The organism is Methylosinus sp. Ce-a6 (assembly GCF_009811655.1).
GTDB lineage: Bacteria > Pseudomonadota > Alphaproteobacteria > Rhizobiales > Beijerinckiaceae > Methylosinus.
Map to the genome: position 1 here is coordinate 41101 of NZ_BGJX01000004.1, position 17330 is coordinate 58430.

Annotated in this window: 15 protein-coding genes and 1 pseudogene; 10 read left to right on the forward strand and 6 right to left on the reverse strand. The window is 65.5% G+C overall.

Translation table 11 applies throughout. From position 1 onward, the window contains the following. Positions 1-42 precede the first annotated feature (42 nt). The 4 genes from Mspo_RS03875 (at position 43) to ilvD (ending at position 6759) form a co-directional block, all read left to right on the forward strand. Entirely contained in the window at positions 43-3702 is a 3660-nt protein-coding gene (locus Mspo_RS03875; RefSeq protein ID WP_159727034.1) for a vitamin B12-dependent ribonucleotide reductase, read from the forward strand. A gap of 19 nt (positions 3703-3721) precedes the next feature. Then, positions 3722-4378, forward strand: a complete 657-nt coding sequence (locus Mspo_RS03880) for an ImmA/IrrE family metallo-endopeptidase (protein ID WP_159727036.1) — start codon at positions 3722-3724, stop codon at positions 4376-4378. A 19-nt stretch (positions 4379-4397) separates the two neighbouring features. After that, on the forward strand, positions 4398-4601 hold the full coding sequence (locus Mspo_RS03885) for a hypothetical protein (protein ID WP_159727038.1): 204 nt from the start codon (positions 4398-4400) through the stop codon (positions 4599-4601). 313 nt (positions 4602-4914) lie between these two features. Then, positions 4915-6759: a dihydroxy-acid dehydratase gene (gene ilvD, locus Mspo_RS03890; protein ID WP_159727040.1), complete on the forward strand. Its 1845-nt coding sequence runs from the start codon at positions 4915-4917 to the stop codon at positions 6757-6759. Positions 6760-6946: 187 nt separating this feature from the next. Here the strand turns inward: ilvD and Mspo_RS03895 are convergent. The 3 genes and pseudogenes from Mspo_RS03895 to Mspo_RS03905 form a co-directional block, all read right to left on the reverse strand. Beyond that, positions 6947-7233, reverse strand: a pseudogene (locus tag Mspo_RS03895) (GIY-YIG nuclease family protein). Positions 7234-7355: 122 nt separating this feature from the next. After that, the gene (locus Mspo_RS03900; protein ID WP_159727042.1) at positions 7356-8207 is read right to left on the reverse strand and encodes a 23S rRNA (adenine(2030)-N(6))-methyltransferase RlmJ; all 852 of its coding nucleotides are present in this window, start codon (positions 8205-8207) and stop codon (positions 7356-7358) included. A gap of 3 nt (positions 8208-8210) precedes the next feature. Then, positions 8211-8891 (reverse strand): ribonuclease T2, encoded by a 681-nt coding sequence (locus Mspo_RS03905; RefSeq protein WP_159727044.1) that lies wholly within the window; start codon positions 8889-8891, stop codon positions 8211-8213. A 206-nt stretch (positions 8892-9097) separates the two neighbouring features. On the opposite strand from Mspo_RS03905, the gene Mspo_RS03910 reads away from it, so the two are divergent. The 3 genes from Mspo_RS03910 to Mspo_RS03920 all read left to right on the forward strand — a co-directional run bounded on the left by Mspo_RS03910 (position 9098) and on the right by Mspo_RS03920 (position 11744). Beyond that, positions 9098-9523, forward strand: coding sequence for a hypothetical protein (locus tag Mspo_RS03910; RefSeq protein ID WP_159727046.1), 426 nt, complete (start codon positions 9098-9100; stop codon positions 9521-9523). 96 nt (positions 9524-9619) lie between these two features. Then, positions 9620-10951: an SGNH family hydrolase gene (locus tag Mspo_RS03915; protein WP_159727048.1), complete on the forward strand. Its 1332-nt coding sequence runs from the start codon at positions 9620-9622 to the stop codon at positions 10949-10951. Positions 10952-11132: 181 nt separating this feature from the next. Then, the gene (locus Mspo_RS03920) at positions 11133-11744 is read left to right on the forward strand and encodes a L,D-transpeptidase (protein WP_159727050.1); all 612 of its coding nucleotides are present in this window, start codon (positions 11133-11135) and stop codon (positions 11742-11744) included. A 102-nt stretch (positions 11745-11846) separates the two neighbouring features. Here the strand turns inward: Mspo_RS03920 and Mspo_RS03925 are convergent, their stop codons facing one another. The 3 genes from Mspo_RS03925 to Mspo_RS03935 all read right to left on the reverse strand — a co-directional run bounded on the left by Mspo_RS03925 (position 11847) and on the right by Mspo_RS03935 (position 14443). Next, on the reverse strand, positions 11847-12038 hold the full coding sequence (locus Mspo_RS03925; protein ID WP_159727052.1) for a hypothetical protein: 192 nt from the start codon (positions 12036-12038) through the stop codon (positions 11847-11849). Between the two features lie 8 nt (positions 12039-12046). After that, positions 12047-13465, reverse strand: a complete 1419-nt coding sequence (locus tag Mspo_RS03930; RefSeq protein ID WP_159727054.1) for a glutamate synthase subunit beta — start codon at positions 13463-13465, stop codon at positions 12047-12049. Between the two features lie 90 nt (positions 13466-13555). Then, a complete protein-coding gene (locus Mspo_RS03935; protein WP_159727056.1) occupies positions 13556-14443 on the reverse strand; it encodes a branched-chain amino acid aminotransferase in 888 nt (295 codons plus the stop codon). A 173-nt stretch (positions 14444-14616) separates the two neighbouring features. Between Mspo_RS03935 and Mspo_RS03940 the strand changes: the two genes are divergently transcribed. From Mspo_RS03940 to Mspo_RS03950, 3 genes are read left to right on the forward strand one after another with little or no spacing between them, the layout of a single operon-like run. After that, the gene (locus tag Mspo_RS03940) at positions 14617-15186 is read left to right on the forward strand and encodes a MarR family winged helix-turn-helix transcriptional regulator (RefSeq protein ID WP_201281618.1); all 570 of its coding nucleotides are present in this window, start codon (positions 14617-14619) and stop codon (positions 15184-15186) included. Further along, a complete protein-coding gene (locus Mspo_RS03945) occupies positions 15183-15962 on the forward strand; it encodes a response regulator (RefSeq protein WP_159727058.1) in 780 nt (259 codons plus the stop codon). The genes Mspo_RS03940 and Mspo_RS03945 overlap by 4 nt, the downstream gene beginning before the upstream one ends. Then, the gene (locus Mspo_RS03950; RefSeq protein WP_159727060.1) at positions 15959-17326 is read left to right on the forward strand and encodes an ATP-binding protein; all 1368 of its coding nucleotides are present in this window, start codon (positions 15959-15961) and stop codon (positions 17324-17326) included. Before Mspo_RS03945 ends, Mspo_RS03950 begins: the two co-directional genes overlap by 4 nt. Positions 17327-17330 lie beyond the last annotated feature (4 nt).

The window sequence follows — 17330 nt, forward strand, 5'->3', positions numbered from 1 at the left end:
CGCGAACCCTTCAATGCGCGCATTTTCGAGGACCCTGAGACGATGAAGATCGACCGACGCCACACGAGAGCCGGACAGTCCCCCTATGCGGACATTGAGTTTCGCGCGGCGCGCAGCGAAATCCGCAATCCCGACGGCTCGGTGGTGTTCTCGCTCGAGCATATCGACGCGCCGGCCGAGTGGAGCCAGGTCGCGATCGACGTTCTGGCGCAGAAATATTTCCGCAAGGCGGGCGTGCCGGCCCGGCTGAAGCGAATTGAAGAACATGACGTTCCGAGCTTCCTGTGGCGCTCGGTTCCCGATTCGGAGGCGCTGGCGCAATTGCCGAAGGCCGAGCGCTACGCCTCCGAGACCTCGGCGCGTCAGGTGTTCGACCGGCTCGCCGGCGCCTGGGCCTATTGGGGCTGGAAGGGCGGCTATTTCGATTCGCAGGAGGACGCCTCCGCCTTTCAGGACGAGCTGCGCTACATGCTGGCGCGGCAGATGGCGGCGCCCAACTCGCCGCAATGGTTCAACACCGGCCTGCATTGGGCCTATGGCGTCGATGGACCGAGCCAGGGTCATTTCTATGTCGATCACCAGACTGGCAAGCTGACCAAATCCAAGACCGCCTATGAGCATCCGCAGCCGCACGCCTGCTTCATCCAGTCGGTCGAGGACGATCTCGTCAACGACGGCGGCATAATGGACCTCTGGGTGCGCGAGGCGCGCCTGTTCAAATACGGCTCCGGCACCGGCTCCAATTTCTCCAAGCTGCGCGGCGAGAAGGAGAAGCTCTCGGGCGGCGGCTCCTCCTCCGGCCTCATGTCCTTCCTGAAGATCGGCGACCGCGCGGCGGGCGCGATCAAATCCGGCGGCACGACGCGGCGCGCCGCGAAAATGGTCGTCGTCGACGTCGACCATCCGGATATCGAAGCCTTCATCGATTGGAAGGTGAAGGAGGAGGAGAAGGTCGCCTCGCTCGTCGCCGGCTCCAAGATCGTCAAGAAGCATCTGAAAGCCGTGATGCGCGCCTGCGTCAATTGCGAGGGCCCGGGCTTCGACTGCTTCGATCCCGAAAAGAATCCGGCGCTGAAGCGCGAGATCCGCGCCGCGCGCCGCGCCGAAGTGCCGGACAATTACATCAAGCGCGTCATCCAATTCGCGCGTCAGGGCTATAAGGACATCTCCTTCGACACTTACGACACGGATTGGGACAGCGAGGCCTATCTCACCGTCTCCGGCCAGAACTCCAATAATACGGTGCGCGTCACCGACGAGTTTCTGAAGGCGGTGGAGACGGGCGGCGATTGGACGCTGACGCGCCGCCTCGACGGCAAGCCGTCGAAGACGCTGCCGGCCCGCGATCTGTGGGAGAAGATCGGCTACGCCGCCTGGGCCTCGGCCGATCCCGGCATTCAGTTCCACACGACGATCAACGATTGGCACACCTGCCCCGCCGGCGGCGCCATACGCGCGTCGAATCCGTGCTCGGAATATATGTTCCTCGACGACACGGCCTGCAATCTCGCCTCGCTGAACCTGTTGCAGTTCCGCGACGGCGAGACGAAGCGCATCGACGTCGATTCCTACGAGCACGCCGTCAGGCTGTGGACCATCGTGCTGGAAATCTCCGTGCTGATGGCGCAATTCCCTTCGCGCGAGATCGCCCAGCTCTCCTACGACTATCGCACGCTCGGCCTCGGCTACGCCAATGTCGGCGGCCTCTTGATGTCTTCGGGCATCGCCTATGACAGCGACGCGGGCCGCGCGCTCTGCGGCGCGCTCTCGGCGATCATGACCGGCGTCGCCTATCGCGCCTCGGCGGAAATGGCCAAGGAGCGCGGCGCCTTCGCCGGCTATGACGCCAATCGCGAAGCGATGCTGCGCGTCATTCGCAATCACCGCCGCGCCGCCCATGGCCAGCGCGCCGGCTATGAGGGTCTCGCGACGGCGCCCGTGCCGCTCGACCACGCCGCCTGCCCCGACGCCGCGCTCGTCGCCCGCGCGACGCGCGCCTGGGACGAGGCGCTCGCGCTCGGCGAGGAACATGGCTATCGCAACGCCCAAGTCTCGGTGGTCGCGCCGACCGGCACGATCGGCCTCGTCATGGATTGCGACACGACCGGCATAGAGCCGGATTTCGCGCTGGTGAAATTCAAGAAGCTCGCCGGCGGCGGCTATTTGAAGATCGTCAACCGCGCCGTGCCGGAGGCGCTGCGCGCGCTCGGCTATAGGGAAGCCGAGATCGCCGAGATCGAGGCCTATGCCGTCGGCCACGCCTCGCTCTCCAACGCGCCGGCCATCAACACCGCCTCGCTGCGCGCGCGCGGCTTCACCGACGAGAAGATCGAGACGGTCGAAAAAGCGCTGCCTTCCGCCTTCGACATCAAATTCGTCTTCAACAAATGGACGCTCGGCGCGGATTTCCTCACGGGCGCGCTGAAGGTTCCTTCGGCGGCGCTGGAAGACGCGAGCTTCGACCTGCTCGCCCATCTCGGCTTCACCCGGCAGGAGATCGAGGCGGCGAACGTCCATATCTGCGGCGCCATGACTCTCGAAGGCGCGCCGCATTTGAGGCCCGAGCATTATCCGGTGTTCGACTGCGCCAACGCCTGCGGCCGCACCGGCAAGCGCTATCTCTCGGTCGAGAGCCACATCCGCATGATGGCGGCGGCGCAGCCCTTCATCTCCGGCGCGATCTCCAAGACGATCAACATGCCGAATGACGCCACGATCGAGGATTGCGAGGCGGCCTATCTCCTCTCCTGGAAGCTCGCGCTCAAGGCCAATGCGCTCTATCGCGACGGCTCCAAGCTCTCGCAGCCGCTCTCCGCGCAGCTCGTCGCCGACGCCGACGACGAGGCCGAGGAGGTCGCCGACGAGATCCTCTCCGCCAACGCTCCGGCGCGGGCGGCGGCGATCGCCGAGCGCATCGTCGAGCGCGTCGTGCATCATGTCGTGCGCGAGCGCGAGAAGCTGCCCGATCGGCGCAAGGGCTATACGCAGAAGGCGGCCGTCGGCGGCCATAAGGTCTATCTGCGCACCGGCGAATATGTCGACGGGCGCCTCGGCGAGATCTTCATCGACATGCACAAGGAAGGCGCCGCCTTCCGCAGCCTGATGAATAATTTCGCCATCGCCATATCGCTCGGCCTGCAATATGGCGTGCCGCTCGAGGAATATGTCGACGCCTTCACCTTCACCCGCTTCGAGCCGGCGGGCCCGGTGCAGGGCAATGACGCGATCAAGAACGCCACTTCGATCCTCGACTATGTGTTCCGCGAATTGGCGGTGTCCTATCTCGGCCGCCACGATCTCGCCCATGTGTCGCCGGACGACATCGGCCATGACGTGCTGGGCAAGGGTGAGCATGAGGGGAAGGCCTCAGAGGCCGCCTCCTCCATCGTCTCGAAAGGGCTGCTGCGCTCCAAGACCGATCGGCTGATGCTGGTGCGCGGCGGCGCGACGGCGCTGCGAAATGAGCCGACGCCGAACGTGGTGGAGCCCGTGAGTGATGAAACTGACGATCCAACCCGCGGCGGGTTGGCTTTTTCTAAGGACGTGGACTGGAGCAACTCGTCGGTAAACGCTCGACGCGAGCAAGCCAGACTAAAAGGATACGAGGGCGAAGCGTGTCCAGAGTGCGGTAACTTTACGCTTGTGCGTAATGGCACATGTTTGAAGTGCGACACATGCGGAGGAACAACAGGCTGCTCCTGAGAGCACGGGAGGGCCGATCATGTCGCACCCGTCCGATTACAAGGTTTCTGCGACGACCGCTAAACAGCTGGCAGCCGATGCAGAAGAACTGCGTAAGCTCCTCGATGCGGACCAGCGCACAGAGTTCAATCCTCTGGATGCTATTAGGCTGTTCGAAAAACGAGAGGTTCCCAAGAAGGGTCTTCTAAGAGTCTTGTTATTCGACGCCCCCAAGGGCAGCAAGCCTGCGCGAGTAAAATATAAGCCTTTGCGCTTGTTCGTAGACGGCGACGTGTTGGAGGCGGCACGCGTGGGCTATCCCCCCGAAAGATTCATTATCGCCCATGAGCTCGGGCACATTGTTGAACACGATGATACGGCAAAAGCATTCTCTGCCTCCGATTCTGAACGCCTAAAAGCTTGGCCGAAGGAGGAGCTGGCGGAGTGGCAAGCTGATACTTTTGCAGATAACCTTCTTGTTCCGCGCAAGTTCCTCTTCTCGTTTCGTCTTGACGTCGGTGCAATTGCATCTGCCTGCAACGTTGAACGCCAAGTAGTTCAGCGCCAGATCGACGCCTTGAAATCAGAAAGACGGTACGTCTGCGAAGAATGCCTCGAATGCGGTTGCTTCACTCTAACCCGCAAGGGCACGTGCTTGCAATGTGATGTATGCGGCAGGGTGACAGAATACACCTAACCTCCAGGAGAATACGGGCATGAAACAGCCAGGATTGGACAATCGACATAGAGATAAAAACGGCGAAATTCATCGCAAAAGAGGCAACACCCTCATCGGCACGCTTCGAAAAGAATACGGCCCAGAACTCGCCAAAGGATATCGATCCGATGCTCAGCTAAAAACCGTATTGGAGAAGGAAGGCGTCTCGTCTCTTAATGAGCTGATGAAGAAAGAGCGCTAAAGGGTCCATGCACCACCGTCGCCGAGAAGCGCGCCGAGGCGCGCATGAAGGGCTATGTCGGCGAAGCCTGTCCCGAATGCGCGAATTTCACTCTGGTGCGCAACGGGACGTGCCTGAAATGCGCAACCTGCGGAATTACGACTGGGTGCAGCTGAAGGCGAAGCCGCCGTCCTCCTTTTCGTGATCTGCTGCTCGGAGCCCCGTCGGATCGGGGCTCCGCCTCGAGGAGCCCGGCTTCGGCCGGCGGTTGCGACCGCCCCCTCCTTGGGATAGTCCATCTGCGACACGCGTTCCGAAAGAGAAGAGACCGCCCATGCCGCCGTTCCGCTCCCGCACCACCACCCATGGACGCAATATGGCGGGCGCGCGCGGCCTCTGGCGCGCGACCGGCATGAAGGACGGCGATTTCGGCAAGCCGATCATCGCCGTCGCCAATTCCTTCACGCAATTCGTGCCGGGCCATGTGCATCTGAAAGACCTCGGCCAGCTCGTCGCCCGCGAGATCGAGAAGGCCGGCGGCGTCGCCAAGGAGTTCGACACGATCGCCGTCGACGACGGCATCGCCATGGGCCATGACGGAATGCTCTATTCCCTGCCCTCGCGCGAGATCATCGCCGACAGCGTCGAATATATGTGCAACGCCCATTGCGCCGACGCTCTCGTCTGCATCTCCAATTGCGACAAGATCACGCCCGGAATGCTGATGGCCGCGCTGCGGCTGAACATCCCCACCGTCTTCGTCTCGGGTGGGCCGATGGAGGCCGGCAAGGTCACGCTGCATGGCGAGGCCCATGCGCTCGATCTCGTCGACGCGATGGTCGCGGCCGGCGACGACAAGGTCAGCGACGCCGATGTCGCCGTCATCGAGCGCTCGGCCTGCCCGACCTGCGGCTCCTGCTCCGGCATGTTCACGGCCAATTCGATGAACTGCCTCGCCGAGGCGCTCGGCCTCGCCCTGCCCGGCAATGGCACTGTGCTGGCGACGCACGCCGATCGCGAGCGCCTCTTCGTCGAGGCCGGCCATCTCATCGTCGATCTCGCCCGCCGCTGGTACGAGCAGGACGATTCGAGCGTGCTGCCGCGCTCCATCGCGAAGTTCGAGGCTTTCGAGAACGCCATGACGCTCGACATCGCCATGGGCGGCTCCACCAACACAGTGCTGCATATTCTCGCCGCCGCCTATGAGGCGGACGTCCCCTTCACCATGGCCGACATCGACCGCCTGTCGCGGCGCGTGCCGGTGCTGTGCAAGGTCGCGCCCTCCGTGCCGGACATTCATCTCGAGGATGTGCATCGCGCCGGCGGCATCTACGCCATTCTGGGCGAGCTCGCGCGCGCCGGCCTGTTGCATACGGAACTGCCCACGGTGCATTCGGCGACGCTCGGCGAGGCGCTCGCGCGCTGGGACGCGCGCGTCTCCAATAGCGAGAGCGTCGCGACCTTCTTTCGCGCCGCGCCCGGCGGCGTGCCGACGCAGGTGGCCTTCAGCCAGAGCCGCCGTTTCGACACGCTCGACCTCGACCGCGAGAAAGGCGCCGTGCGCGACGCGGCCCACGCCTTCTCCAAGGATGGCGGCCTCGCGGTTCTGACCGGCAATCTGGCGCAGGACGGCTGCATCGTGAAGACGGCGGGCGTCGACGACTCCATTCTGAAATTCGCCGGCCCGGCGCGCGTCTTCGAGAGCCAGGACGCGGCCGTCGACGCGATCCTCGGCAACAGAATCGTCGCCGGCGATGTGGTGGTGATCCGCTATGAGGGGCCGCGCGGCGGGCCGGGAATGCAGGAGATGCTCTATCCGACGAGCTATCTGAAATCGAAAGGCCTGGGCAAGGCCTGCGCGCTCATCACCGACGGGCGTTTTTCCGGCGGCACCTCCGGCCTCTCCATCGGCCATGTCTCGCCGGAGGCGGCCGAGGGCGGCCTCATCGGCCTGGTGAAAGAGGGCGACCGCATCGAGATCGACATTCCGGCGCGCTCCATCCACCTCGCGGTTTCGGACGAAGAGCTGGCGAAGCGCCGCGCGGCGGAGGACGCGCGCGGCAAGGACGCGTGGAAGCCCGCCGCGCGCGCCCGCAAAGTGTCCAAGGCGCTGCGCGCCTATGCGGCGATGACGACGAGCGCCGCGCGCGGCGCTGTGCGCGAGGTTCCTACGGAATAGCCTGACGTCATTGCGAGCGCAGCGAAGCAATCCAGAGCCGTGAGGCGGCTCCTGGACCACGTCACCGGCTTTTCGTGCCATCCTTCGCATTCGGAAAGGGCCGTCATTGCGAGGAGCGAAGCGACGAAGCAATCCAGAGGCCGCCCCACGGCTCTGGATTGCTTCGCTGCGCTCGCAATGACGGAGTTCAGAGAGCGAGCTCGTCGTAGAGGTCCCGCCACGTCGGATTCATCGCCTCGATCAGCGCGAGCTTCTTTGTCCGCGACCCGGCCTTTATCTGTTTCTCCCGAGCGATGGCGTCATCCATCCGCTCATAATATTCATACCAGACGAGCGTCTTGCATTCATATCGCGCGGTAAAGCCCGGCGACCTTCTCGATGCTGATGGACGCGCTGCGACAGATTCGACGTGACGCCGGTGTAGAGGGTTCCGTTACGCCTGCTCGCGACGATGTAGACGGCCGGCTGTCTCATGTCTGTCGCATATCTATCTGTCTCCGCCGTCGCGACGAGCGATCCAGGGGCCGCCTCACGGCTCTGGATTGCTTCGCTTCGCTCGCAATGACGGCTCTCATTACGTCTTCGCGAAGAAAATCTCACTCCCCGCTCACCCATTCGATCTCGAATCCCGCGCCCGGCCCCTGCGCCAGCCGCACCGCGAGATAGGCGGAAATCATCCGCGCCTCTTCCTCGAAAGTGAAGGGCGGATTGACGACGACGAGGCCGGTGCGGCGCAGCTTCGTATCGTCCACGGCGCCGCCGACGCAAAGATCGAGGCGCAAAATCCGCTTCACGCCGCAAGAGCGCAGAGCGCCGATGAAAGAGCATGACTCCGCCTCGTCCTTGATCGGCCGCCACAGAGCGTAAATTCCCGTCGGCCATTTGCGATGCGCCTCGAGGAACGTCTTCACCATTCGCTCGCTCTCGTCGCGCTGCTCGAAGGGCGGATCGACGAGCACGAGCCCGCGCCGCTCCTTGGGCGGCACGAAGGCGGACAGCCCGACATAGCCGTCGAGATGAATGGTCTTCACGCGCTTGTCGCGCGCGAAACGCGCCTCGAGCGCCTCGAAAGCATCCGGCCGCAATTCGCAGAAGACGGCGCGATCCTGCGCGCGTAGGAAATGCGTCGCGATCAGCGGCGAGCCCGGATAGAGGCTCGGCCGCCCTTCCGCATCGAGCGGCCCGACAATGTCGAGATAAGGCGCGAGCAGATCGCGCAGCCCCGCGTCCGCGCCGTCGAGATCGGCGAGCCGCCCTATGCCTCCGCGCCATTCGCCCGTGCGCTCGGCTTCGTCCGCGGCAAGATCATAGGCGCCCTCCCCCGCATGTGTGTCGATGACGCGAAACGGCGTCTCCTTGCGCGTGAGATAAAGCAGCAGCCGCGCGAGCAGCGCATGTTTGAACACATCGGCGAAATTGCCGGCGTGGAAACCATGGCGATAATTCATCGGCTACAGAGGAGCCGGCACGGAGACCTCGCCCGCCCGGCAGGCGCTTCGCGCGATCTCGGGACAGGGGCGGAACTCGCGCAGATCGCGCGAGAAGCAGATGCGCACATCCTGCAGCGCGCCTTTGCGGCAGGTGACGGCGAGCATGCCCGGGCGCAGCCGTGGATTGGCGGCGATGAAGGCGCGCTGAATGTCGAGCGGCGCGAAGGTCTGCGGCTCTTTCGGCCGCTCGAAAGGCGCCGGTATCGCGACGTTCTCGCGGGCGCGGCGCACATCGGCGAAATAGTCGCTCGGGCTCTTGCCCGAGCAACGACCGTGCTTGCGCCATTCGTGCCGGGCGAGCCCTTCGTCCGGATAGACGCCCGCGACACGCTCGAGAGCCATGCGCGAGGGCGAGGCGGCGCCGTCGCAATCGCTCGGGAAGCCATGCTCATATTGCGGCCACAGGCCGTGGGTGACGAAGCCTTTGCCGAGACCCGGCTCGCATTGCGCGCGATATTCGCGGCCCTCGCCGCTCTCGCAAAAGGCCGGCGACCAGGAGAGCGTCAGCACATAGAAGTCGAATGCGCCCGCCCCGCCCCGCGGCGCGGCAGGCGCGAGATCCGGCTCGGCTATGGCTCCGACCGGCGCAAAGGCGAAGACGAGCGCCGCGAGGGCGCAGGCGAGGATCGAGTGCTTGAACATGCGCCGCTCCGAAAAAGCCCGGATGCGGATTGATGCCGGAGCGCGAGGCGCCGCGTCAAGCCGCGCGCAAGCGGGCGTCGGCGGCGTTGACACAACCTACTTATTCACTAGGATATTCGATGAACGAGAAACGTAACATGAAAGCGAAAACGCGAACGCTCTGCGTCGCCGCGCCCATCGATCCACGAACCTCGAGGAGTCAGAGCATGAGCGAAGAGTGGGACTATCAGATCCGCCTCACCATCAGCGATGAATTCGCCGAGATCGCCCGCACCGATCCGCAAAATGCGGCGCTCGCGCCGATCGGCGAGATTCTGGCGAAGCGCCATGCGGCGCTGCGCAATCAATTCGACGCCTTCGTCGGCTACGTCACGCAAGCGGAGACGCAGGGCGTCGAGCATTTCCCGCTCTATAAATGGACCAAGGCGACGATCGAGGACCCGGTCAAAAAAGCCAAGCACATAAAATCCTTCTCGATCCATGTCGAAGGCGAGGAGGTCTATCCCAAGGCCGCCGCGGACGCGCTCGAGGCGGATCTTTCGCCGCTCGTCGGCGGCGGCGTCGTCGAGAAGCTCTCCAAGCACGACACCAATCCCGCGAATAATCCGCAGGCGCCGGCCCATCTGCGCTGAAGCGGCGGCGAAACGACGAGGCGGGAACGGAGCGAGCCCGCCGCCTCGGCGGAGCGCCGGATCGCTTTGCCGCCGGGGCCGCGCTATATTGGCGACATGCGCAGTCTGTCTCGCTCCCTCGGCCTATTCGCGGTCCTCCTTTTGGCGCTGCTCCTCGGCGGCGCCGACGCCGCGCGCGCGCAGGACCCTGTCGCGGATTTCTTCCAGGGCCTCTTCGGCGGCCGCCCCCACGCCCGCCAGCAGGCGCATCCGCCCGCGCGCGAGACCGGCCGGATGCGCCGCCTCGTGCCGCACCGCGAATATGGCGCGCCGGCCTATTGGCACGGCCAGAGCAAGGCCGCGAAAAAGGACAAGACGCAGAAGCCCGAGGACCCCAACGCCCCGCCGCCCTTTCAAGTGGCGGTGATCGGCGACAGTCTCGGGCAGATGCTCGCCGACGGCCTGGAAGACGCCTACTCGGATCGGTCGGACATTCGCGTTCTGCACAGGGCCAAGGACAGCACCGGCCTCGTGCGCGACGATTATTTCGACTGGCCGAAGGCGGCGCGCGAGCTGCTCGCGAGCGGCGAGAAGATCGACATCGCCGTCATGATGATCGGCTCCAACGATCGCCAGGCCATTCATGAGGGGGCCGAGACGATCGAGACACTGTCGCCGCGCTGGCGCGAGCGCTACGCCCAGCGCGTCGAGAGCATCCGCGCCGCTTTCCGCGAGAAGAAGATTCCGCTCGTCTGGGTCGGCCTGCCGGTCACCAAGAGCGAGCATTTCGCCGCAGATATGGCGAAGTTCAACGACATCTACCGCCAGGCGGCGGCGCAGGACGGCGCGCCCTTCATCGATATTTGGGAGGCCTTCGCCGACGAGCGCAACCAATATCAGGCCTTCGGCCCGGACATAAACGGGCGCATCGTCAAGCTGAGGTCGGCGGACGGCGTCCATTTCACCGATGTCGGAGCGCGAAAGCTCGCCCATTTCGTCGAGGGCGAGATCAAGCGCCTCTTCGACGCGCGTCGTCCGGCGGCGCCGGAGGGCGCTCCGGCCGAAGCCGCCCAGCCTTCGGCGGAAGCGCCTCCCTCCGCAGAGGCGGCCGCCGTCGCCCCGCCGGTCCAGATCATCGCGCCGGCCGAGCCGACGCCGGCGGCCGCGCCGACGCTGCCGGATCGTCCGGCGATCGGTCCCGTCCAATCGCTCACGGCAATCGCCGTCTCCGCCGAGGGCGGCGAACTGGCGCGGCGCGGAAAAGCCTCCGCTCCCGCCGCGGAGGAGGCCGGCGCCGCAGCGGCGCGCGCGCTCGTCGACCATGTTTTCCTCGAGGGCGGCGAGCAAAAGAGCCAGCGCGGCCGCGCCGACGACTTCTCCTGGCCCAAAGGAGACGCCCGGCCCGCGCCGGCCCCCGCGCCCGCCTCCTCCGCCGCCGAGACGCGCTGACGCGCGTCCCCTGCGGTTTCGCTCGAAATGCGCGGAAGCCGTCAACTCGGCGTTCAATTCACGTCGAATGAAGCGCGACGCGGCGATCTTCCGGACGGAACAGCCGAGCGCGCGCCGCATTTTTCTCCCGCTCGAGGGGCCCGAGGATCGCGCCGATCTCGCCTCGAAGGGAGTATGTGCCATGTCTTTTCGTCGTTCGTCTCTTTCCGTCGCGCTCGCGCTGGGTTTCGGCGGCGCCGCGCCGGCGGCGCAGGCTTTCGAAAATCCGTTCGCTTTCTTGTTCAGTGGGCGTTCCGTCGCGAGCGCTCCGTCCAATTCCGACGGCCGCCTCACGGGCGAATATTCCTCGACCCGGGAAATGGTCGCCGATCCGACCCGTCAACGGCCGGGGACCGTCACCGTCGACACGCAAAATCGCTATCTCTATCTCTCGATGGCCGACGGAAATGCGATCCGCTACGGCGTCGGCGTCGGCCGGCCGGGCTTCACCTGGCGTGGCCACACCCATATCGGCCGCAAGCAGGCCTGGCCGGCCTGGACGCCGCCCTCGGCCATGCTGCGCCGGCGCCCGGATCTGCCGCGCCATATGGTCGGCGGCTCGAATAATCCGCTCGGCGCGCGCGCCATGTATCTCTATTCGGGAGGCCGCGACACCATGTTCCGCATCCATGGCTCCAACGAGCCCTGGACCATCGGCCATGGCGTTTCCTCCGGCTGCATCCGCATGCTGAACGGCGACGTCACCGACCTCTACAATCGCGTGAAGGTCGGAACGCAGGTCCGCGTGCTCTGACGCGGTTTCCGATAACTCGCTCGACGTGGCGCCTGCCGCCTTCCTTCTCCCCGCGAGCGGGGAGAAGGAGAAATACGCAGCGACGCGGCGCGCTCTATCTCGTCAGCCGACGCAATTGGCGTTGGTTATGCCGGAGATGATGATCTGGGCGAAGGCCCAGACGCCGATCAATATCCAGGCGATGCGTTTCTTGTTCTGCCCATAGAGATAGGCGCCGCCGATCGGCATGGCGAGCAGCATATAGGGCAGGATCGAGTTTCCGATATTCTCGCAGTACCACAGGGCTGTGGGCATGGGTCTCCTCACCTCGGTAGATTTGTTTCGCCCATCAAAAAGACGTCCACGGAGGCGGCGCATTGCCGGCCCTCGCGGATCGCCCATACGACGAGCGATTGCCCGCGCCGCATGTCTCCGCACGCGAAGATTTTCTCGCGTGACGATCGATAGGATTTGACGTCGGCCGCCACATTGCCGCGCGGGTCCAGCGTGACCGCGAGCTTCTCGAGCAGCCCTTCGCGCACGGGCGAGACGAAGCCCATGGCGAGCAGCACGAGATCCGCCTTCAAGGTGAATTCGCTGCCGGGAATGGGCTGCAGCTTGCCGTCGACGCGCTCGCAGCGCAGCCCAATGACGGCGCCGTCGCCGCCGATGAATTCTCGCGTCATCACGGCGAAGTCGCGCGTCGAGCCCTCGTCATGCGAGGAGGAGCTGCGCAGCTTCAGCGGCCAGTCCGGCCAGGTGACGAGCTTGTTCTCCTTCTCCGGCGGACGCGGCATGATCTCGAGCTGCGTCACCGAAAGCGCCCCCTGGCGCACCGACGTGCCGATGCAGTCCGAGCCCGTGTCGCCGCCGCCGATGACGACGACATGCTTGCCGGAGGCGAGGATCGGCTCATTGGTCGCCAGCGGCTCGCCGGAGACGCGGCGATTTTGCTGCGGCAGGAAGTCCATCGCGAAATGCACGCCGCGCAATTCACGCCCGGGAATGGGAAGATCGCGCGACTGCTCGGCGCCGCCGGCGAGGATCACGGCGTCATGCTCGGCGACGAGCGTTTCCGCATCGAGATCGACGCCGACATTCACATTGTAGTGGAAAGCCGCTCCCTCGGCCTCGAGCTGCGCCACGCGCCGGTCGATGAGATGCTTCTCCATCTTGAAGTCGGGAATGCCGTAGCGCAGCAGGCCGCCGGCCTTGGCGTGCTTCTCATAGACATGCACGTCATGGCCGACGCGCGCCAATTGCTGGGCCGCCGCGAGCCCCGCCGGGCCGGAGCCGACGACGGCGATGCGCTTGCCGGTCTTCTGCTTCGGCGGCTCGGGCAGAACCCAGCCCGCCTCGAAGCCACGGTCGACGATCGCGCATTCGATCGTCTTGATCGTGACCGGCTGGTCCGCGAGATTGAGCGTGCAGGAGGCCTCGCAAGGCGCGGGACAGACGCGGCCGGTGAACTCCGGGAAGTTGTTGGTCGAGTGCAGATTGGCGAGCGCGCGGCGCCAGTCGCCGTGATAGACGAGGTCGTTCCAGTCCGGAATCTGATTATTGACGGGACAGCCGTTGTGGCAGAACGGAATGCCGCAATCCATGCAACGCGCCGCCTGATTGCGCGTCGCCTCCTCGGACAGAGGGATGACGAATTCGTCATAATGGCGAATGCGGTCGGCGGCCGGCTTGTATTTGCGGTCCTGCCGGTCGATTTCCAGAAAACCCGTGACCTTTCCCATGCCTCGCCAACCCCTCGGGCCCTTCGTGTCCTTCGTGTCCTTCGTGGTTTTTTACCACGAAGACACGAAGGACAAAGAAGCAAATCGTCTTCAGGCGGCGACCGCCTTCGGATTCACTTCGCGCGTATAATCTTCGATCAGCGTGCGCGAGATCGCGCTGGGCGTGAAGCGATAGGGGCCCGCCTCCGCGACCGGCGTGACCTCCGCGCCCGTGCCGCAGATGAAACATTCGCTGAAGCCGGGCAGCTCCTCGGGCATGATGCGCCGCTCGACGACCTCGATCCCGCGCCGGCGGGCGAGATCGATGACGGTGCGGCGCGTGATGCCGTCGAGGAAGCAGTCGGCGAGCGGCGTATGCAGCACGCCGTCCTTCACGAAGAACACATTGGCGCCGGTGCATTCGGCCACGCGGCCCTGCCAGTCGAGCATCAGAGCGTCGGCATAGCCGCGGCGCTCGGCGCGATGCTTGGAGATGGTGCAGATCATATAGAGGCCCGCGGCCTTGGCGAGCGAGGGCGCGGTCTGCGGGTCGGGACGGCGATAATCGGCGATGTCGAGCCGAATGCCCTTCATCTTGGTGGCGACGTCGAACATGCTCGGCCAATCCCAGACCGCGATCGCCACATTGATCGTCGAATTCTGCGCGGCGACGGCCATCATCTCGCTGCCGCGCCAGGCGACGGGCCGCACATAGCAGCTGTCGAAGCCATTGGCCTTCACCACCGCGGCCTTGGCCGCGTCGAGCTCGGCGACGCTATAGGGAATCTCGAAATCGAGAATTTCGGCGGAGCGCCGGAAGCGCTCGGAATGCTCGGTGGACTTGAAGATCACGCCGCCATAGGCGCGCTCGCCCTCGAACACGCAGGAGCCATAATGCAGCCCGTGCGAGAGAACATGGAGCTTGGCGTCGCGCCACGGCGTGAGCGCGCCATTGTACCAGATGTGGCCGTCGCGCTGGTCGAAGGGCAAAACAGACATCCGACACTCCAATGAGTTCGAGGCGAAAGGGCCGTCCCGGCCGGCCGGTCTCGAGCCGGCCTTCCGCAAACCACTAGCCATCGGTCAGAAATATGTCAATATAGCTGACGTATAAGTTCCGCGGGCATGGCTTACGGCTTTTTCGTTCCAACCGACATATAGCGGTCCCCGACGTGAAGACATCCATCGAACGCAAGCCGTTGCGGCCGGCCTCGACTCAGGCGCTCGTCGGACGCGAGCCGGCGGCGCCCGAGAGCGAACCGATGTTCGATCTCATCGAGCTGTTCTTTTTCGCCTATCGCGATTTCGTCGGCGACGCCGACCGGCTGCTCGAGAATTACGGATTCGGCCGCGCCCATCACCGCGTGCTGCATTTCGTCTATCGCCGGCCCGGCCTCGCCATAGCCGCGCTGCTCGACATTCTGAAAATCACCAAGCAGAGCCTCAACCGCGTGCTCAAGCAATTGCTCGACGCCGGCTTCGTCGAGGCGCGCGCGGGCGCGACCGACCGCCGCCAGCGCCTCCTGTTCCCGACGCCGAAGGGCGCCAAGCTCGCCCAGGAGCTCGCAATTCTGCAATCCGAGCGCTTCCGCCGCGTCTTCGGCGAGCTGCCGCCGGAGGCGCGCGAGGCGACGGCGGATTTTCTGCTCGCCATGATCAACGCCTCGGATCGGGAGCGGGTGCGCGCGCATCTGCCGCCGCGCCGCCGCCGGCGGCAGCTCCCCGAGGACGACGCCGCATGAGCGCGCCGGCGCCGCAGGCCGCGAAAGAGCCCGGCCCCCATATTCTCGTCGTCGATGACGACAGGCGCATACGCTCGCTTTTGTCGCGCTATCTCGCCGCCGAGGGCTATCTCGTCAGCGCCGCCGCCGACGCCGCCCAGGCCCGCGCCCGCCTCGCCGACATGACCTTCGACCTGATAGTGCTCGATGTGATGATGCCGGGCGAGAGCGGCCCGGAATTCGCGCGCAAGCTGCGCGGCGAGGCGGAGCCGCTGCGCTCCTCCCCCATCCTCATGCTGACCGCGCGCGGCGAAGCGCGCGACCGCGTGGCGGGGCTCGAAGCGGGCGTCGACGATTATCTCGCCAAGCCTTTCGAGCCGCGCGAGCTCTCGCTTCGCATCGCCAGCATTCTGCGCCGCGCCGGCCGCGTCCGGCGCGCCGCCGCAACCATCGCCGGCGTGCGCTTCGGCGCTTTCGGCTTCGACCTCGAAAAGGGCCGATTGCGCGAACAGGATCGAATCGTCCATCTGACGACGCGCGAAGAGGAGATGCTGCGGGTGCTGGCGATGAATGCAGGCGAGATCGTGTCGCGGCAAAGGTTGGCGCAACGCCTCGTCAATGGCAAAGTCGAGAGCGCCGGCGAGCGCAGCGTCGACGTCGAGGTGGCGCGGCTGCGCCGCAAGATCGAGGGCGAGGCGGGCGGCCCGCGCCATCTGCAGACGATCCGCGGCCGCGGATATCGACTGCTGGTGGACGCCGTCGTCGGCCCGGACGAGGAATATGGAAAGCCGCAATGACCCCAGCCCTCCCCGCCGCGCTCGACGCCCCTCGCCAGCTCTGGCGGCGCTTCGCCGGCTGGCTGCATGAGCGGATGCCCAAGGGGCTCTACGCCCGCTCGCTGCTGATCGTCATTCTGCCGATCGTGCTGCTGCAATCGGCTGTCGCCTATTTCTTCATGGAGCGGCACTGGCAGGCGGTGACGTCGCGCCTCTCCGCGGCCGTCGCGCGCGACGTCGCCGCGCTCACCGATTTCTACGAGGCCTTTCCGAGAGGAGATCACCGCGACATCATCCAGCGCATCGCCGGCGAGGATTTGAGCATCGACGTGCATTTCCTGCCCAAGGAGCCGTTGCCGCCGCCCGCCGCCAAGCCCTTCTTCTCGCTGCTCGACCACACGCTGTCGCGGGAATTGTCGCTGCGCCTGAAGCGGCCCTTCTGGATCGACACGGTCGGGCGCTCCAACATCGTCGAGATCAGAGTCGCGCTCGACGATTCGGTGATGCTGCTGCTCGCCCATCGCACCCAGGCCTATGCGTCCAATTCGGAAATCTTCTTCATCTGGACGGTCATCGCCTCGCTGGTCATCATCGCCATCGCCGCCTCCTTCCTGCGCAATCAGATTCGCCCGATCCTGCGGCTCGCCCGCGCGGCGGAGGAATTCGGCAAGGGCCGCGAGGTCGCCTTCAGCCCGCGCGGCGCGCGCGAGGTGCGGCAGGCGGGCGCCGCCTTTCTCGAGATGAAGCGCCGCGTCGAGCGCGCCATGGAGCAGCGCACGACGATGCTGAACGGCGTCTCGCATGATCTGCGCACCATCATCACGCGCTTCAAGCTCTCGCTCGCCTTGCTCGGCGAATCGCCGGAGACGGTGGAGCTGAAGAAGGATGTCGACGAGATGGAGCGCATGGTCGAGGCCTATCTCGCCTTCGCGCGCGGCGACGGCGGCGAGGCGACGGCCGACGCCGACATCGCCGCCATTCTCGACGAGCTGAAGAGCGATTGCGAGCGTAGCGGCCTCGGCGCAAAGGCGAGCTTCGCCGGCCGCAGGCTCGTCGCCGTGCGGCCGGCGGCCTTCCGCCGCTGCCTCGCCAATCTCGTCGGCAACGCCCAGCGCTATGCGAAGACGATCGCGCTCGCCGGCCTCAACGACGGCAAGACCCTCACCATCCATATAGACGACGACGGCCCCGGCATTCCGGTCGAGAAGCGGGAGGACGCCTTCCGGCCGTTCTACCGGCTCGACGAGTCGCGCAATCAGGACGAGGGCCATTCCGGGCTCGGCCTCGCCATCGCGCGCGACATCGTCCGCTCGCATGGCGGCGAGGTGACGCTCGCGGGCTCGCCGCTCGGCGGCCTGCGCGCGACCGTCACTTTGCCGGTGTGACGCG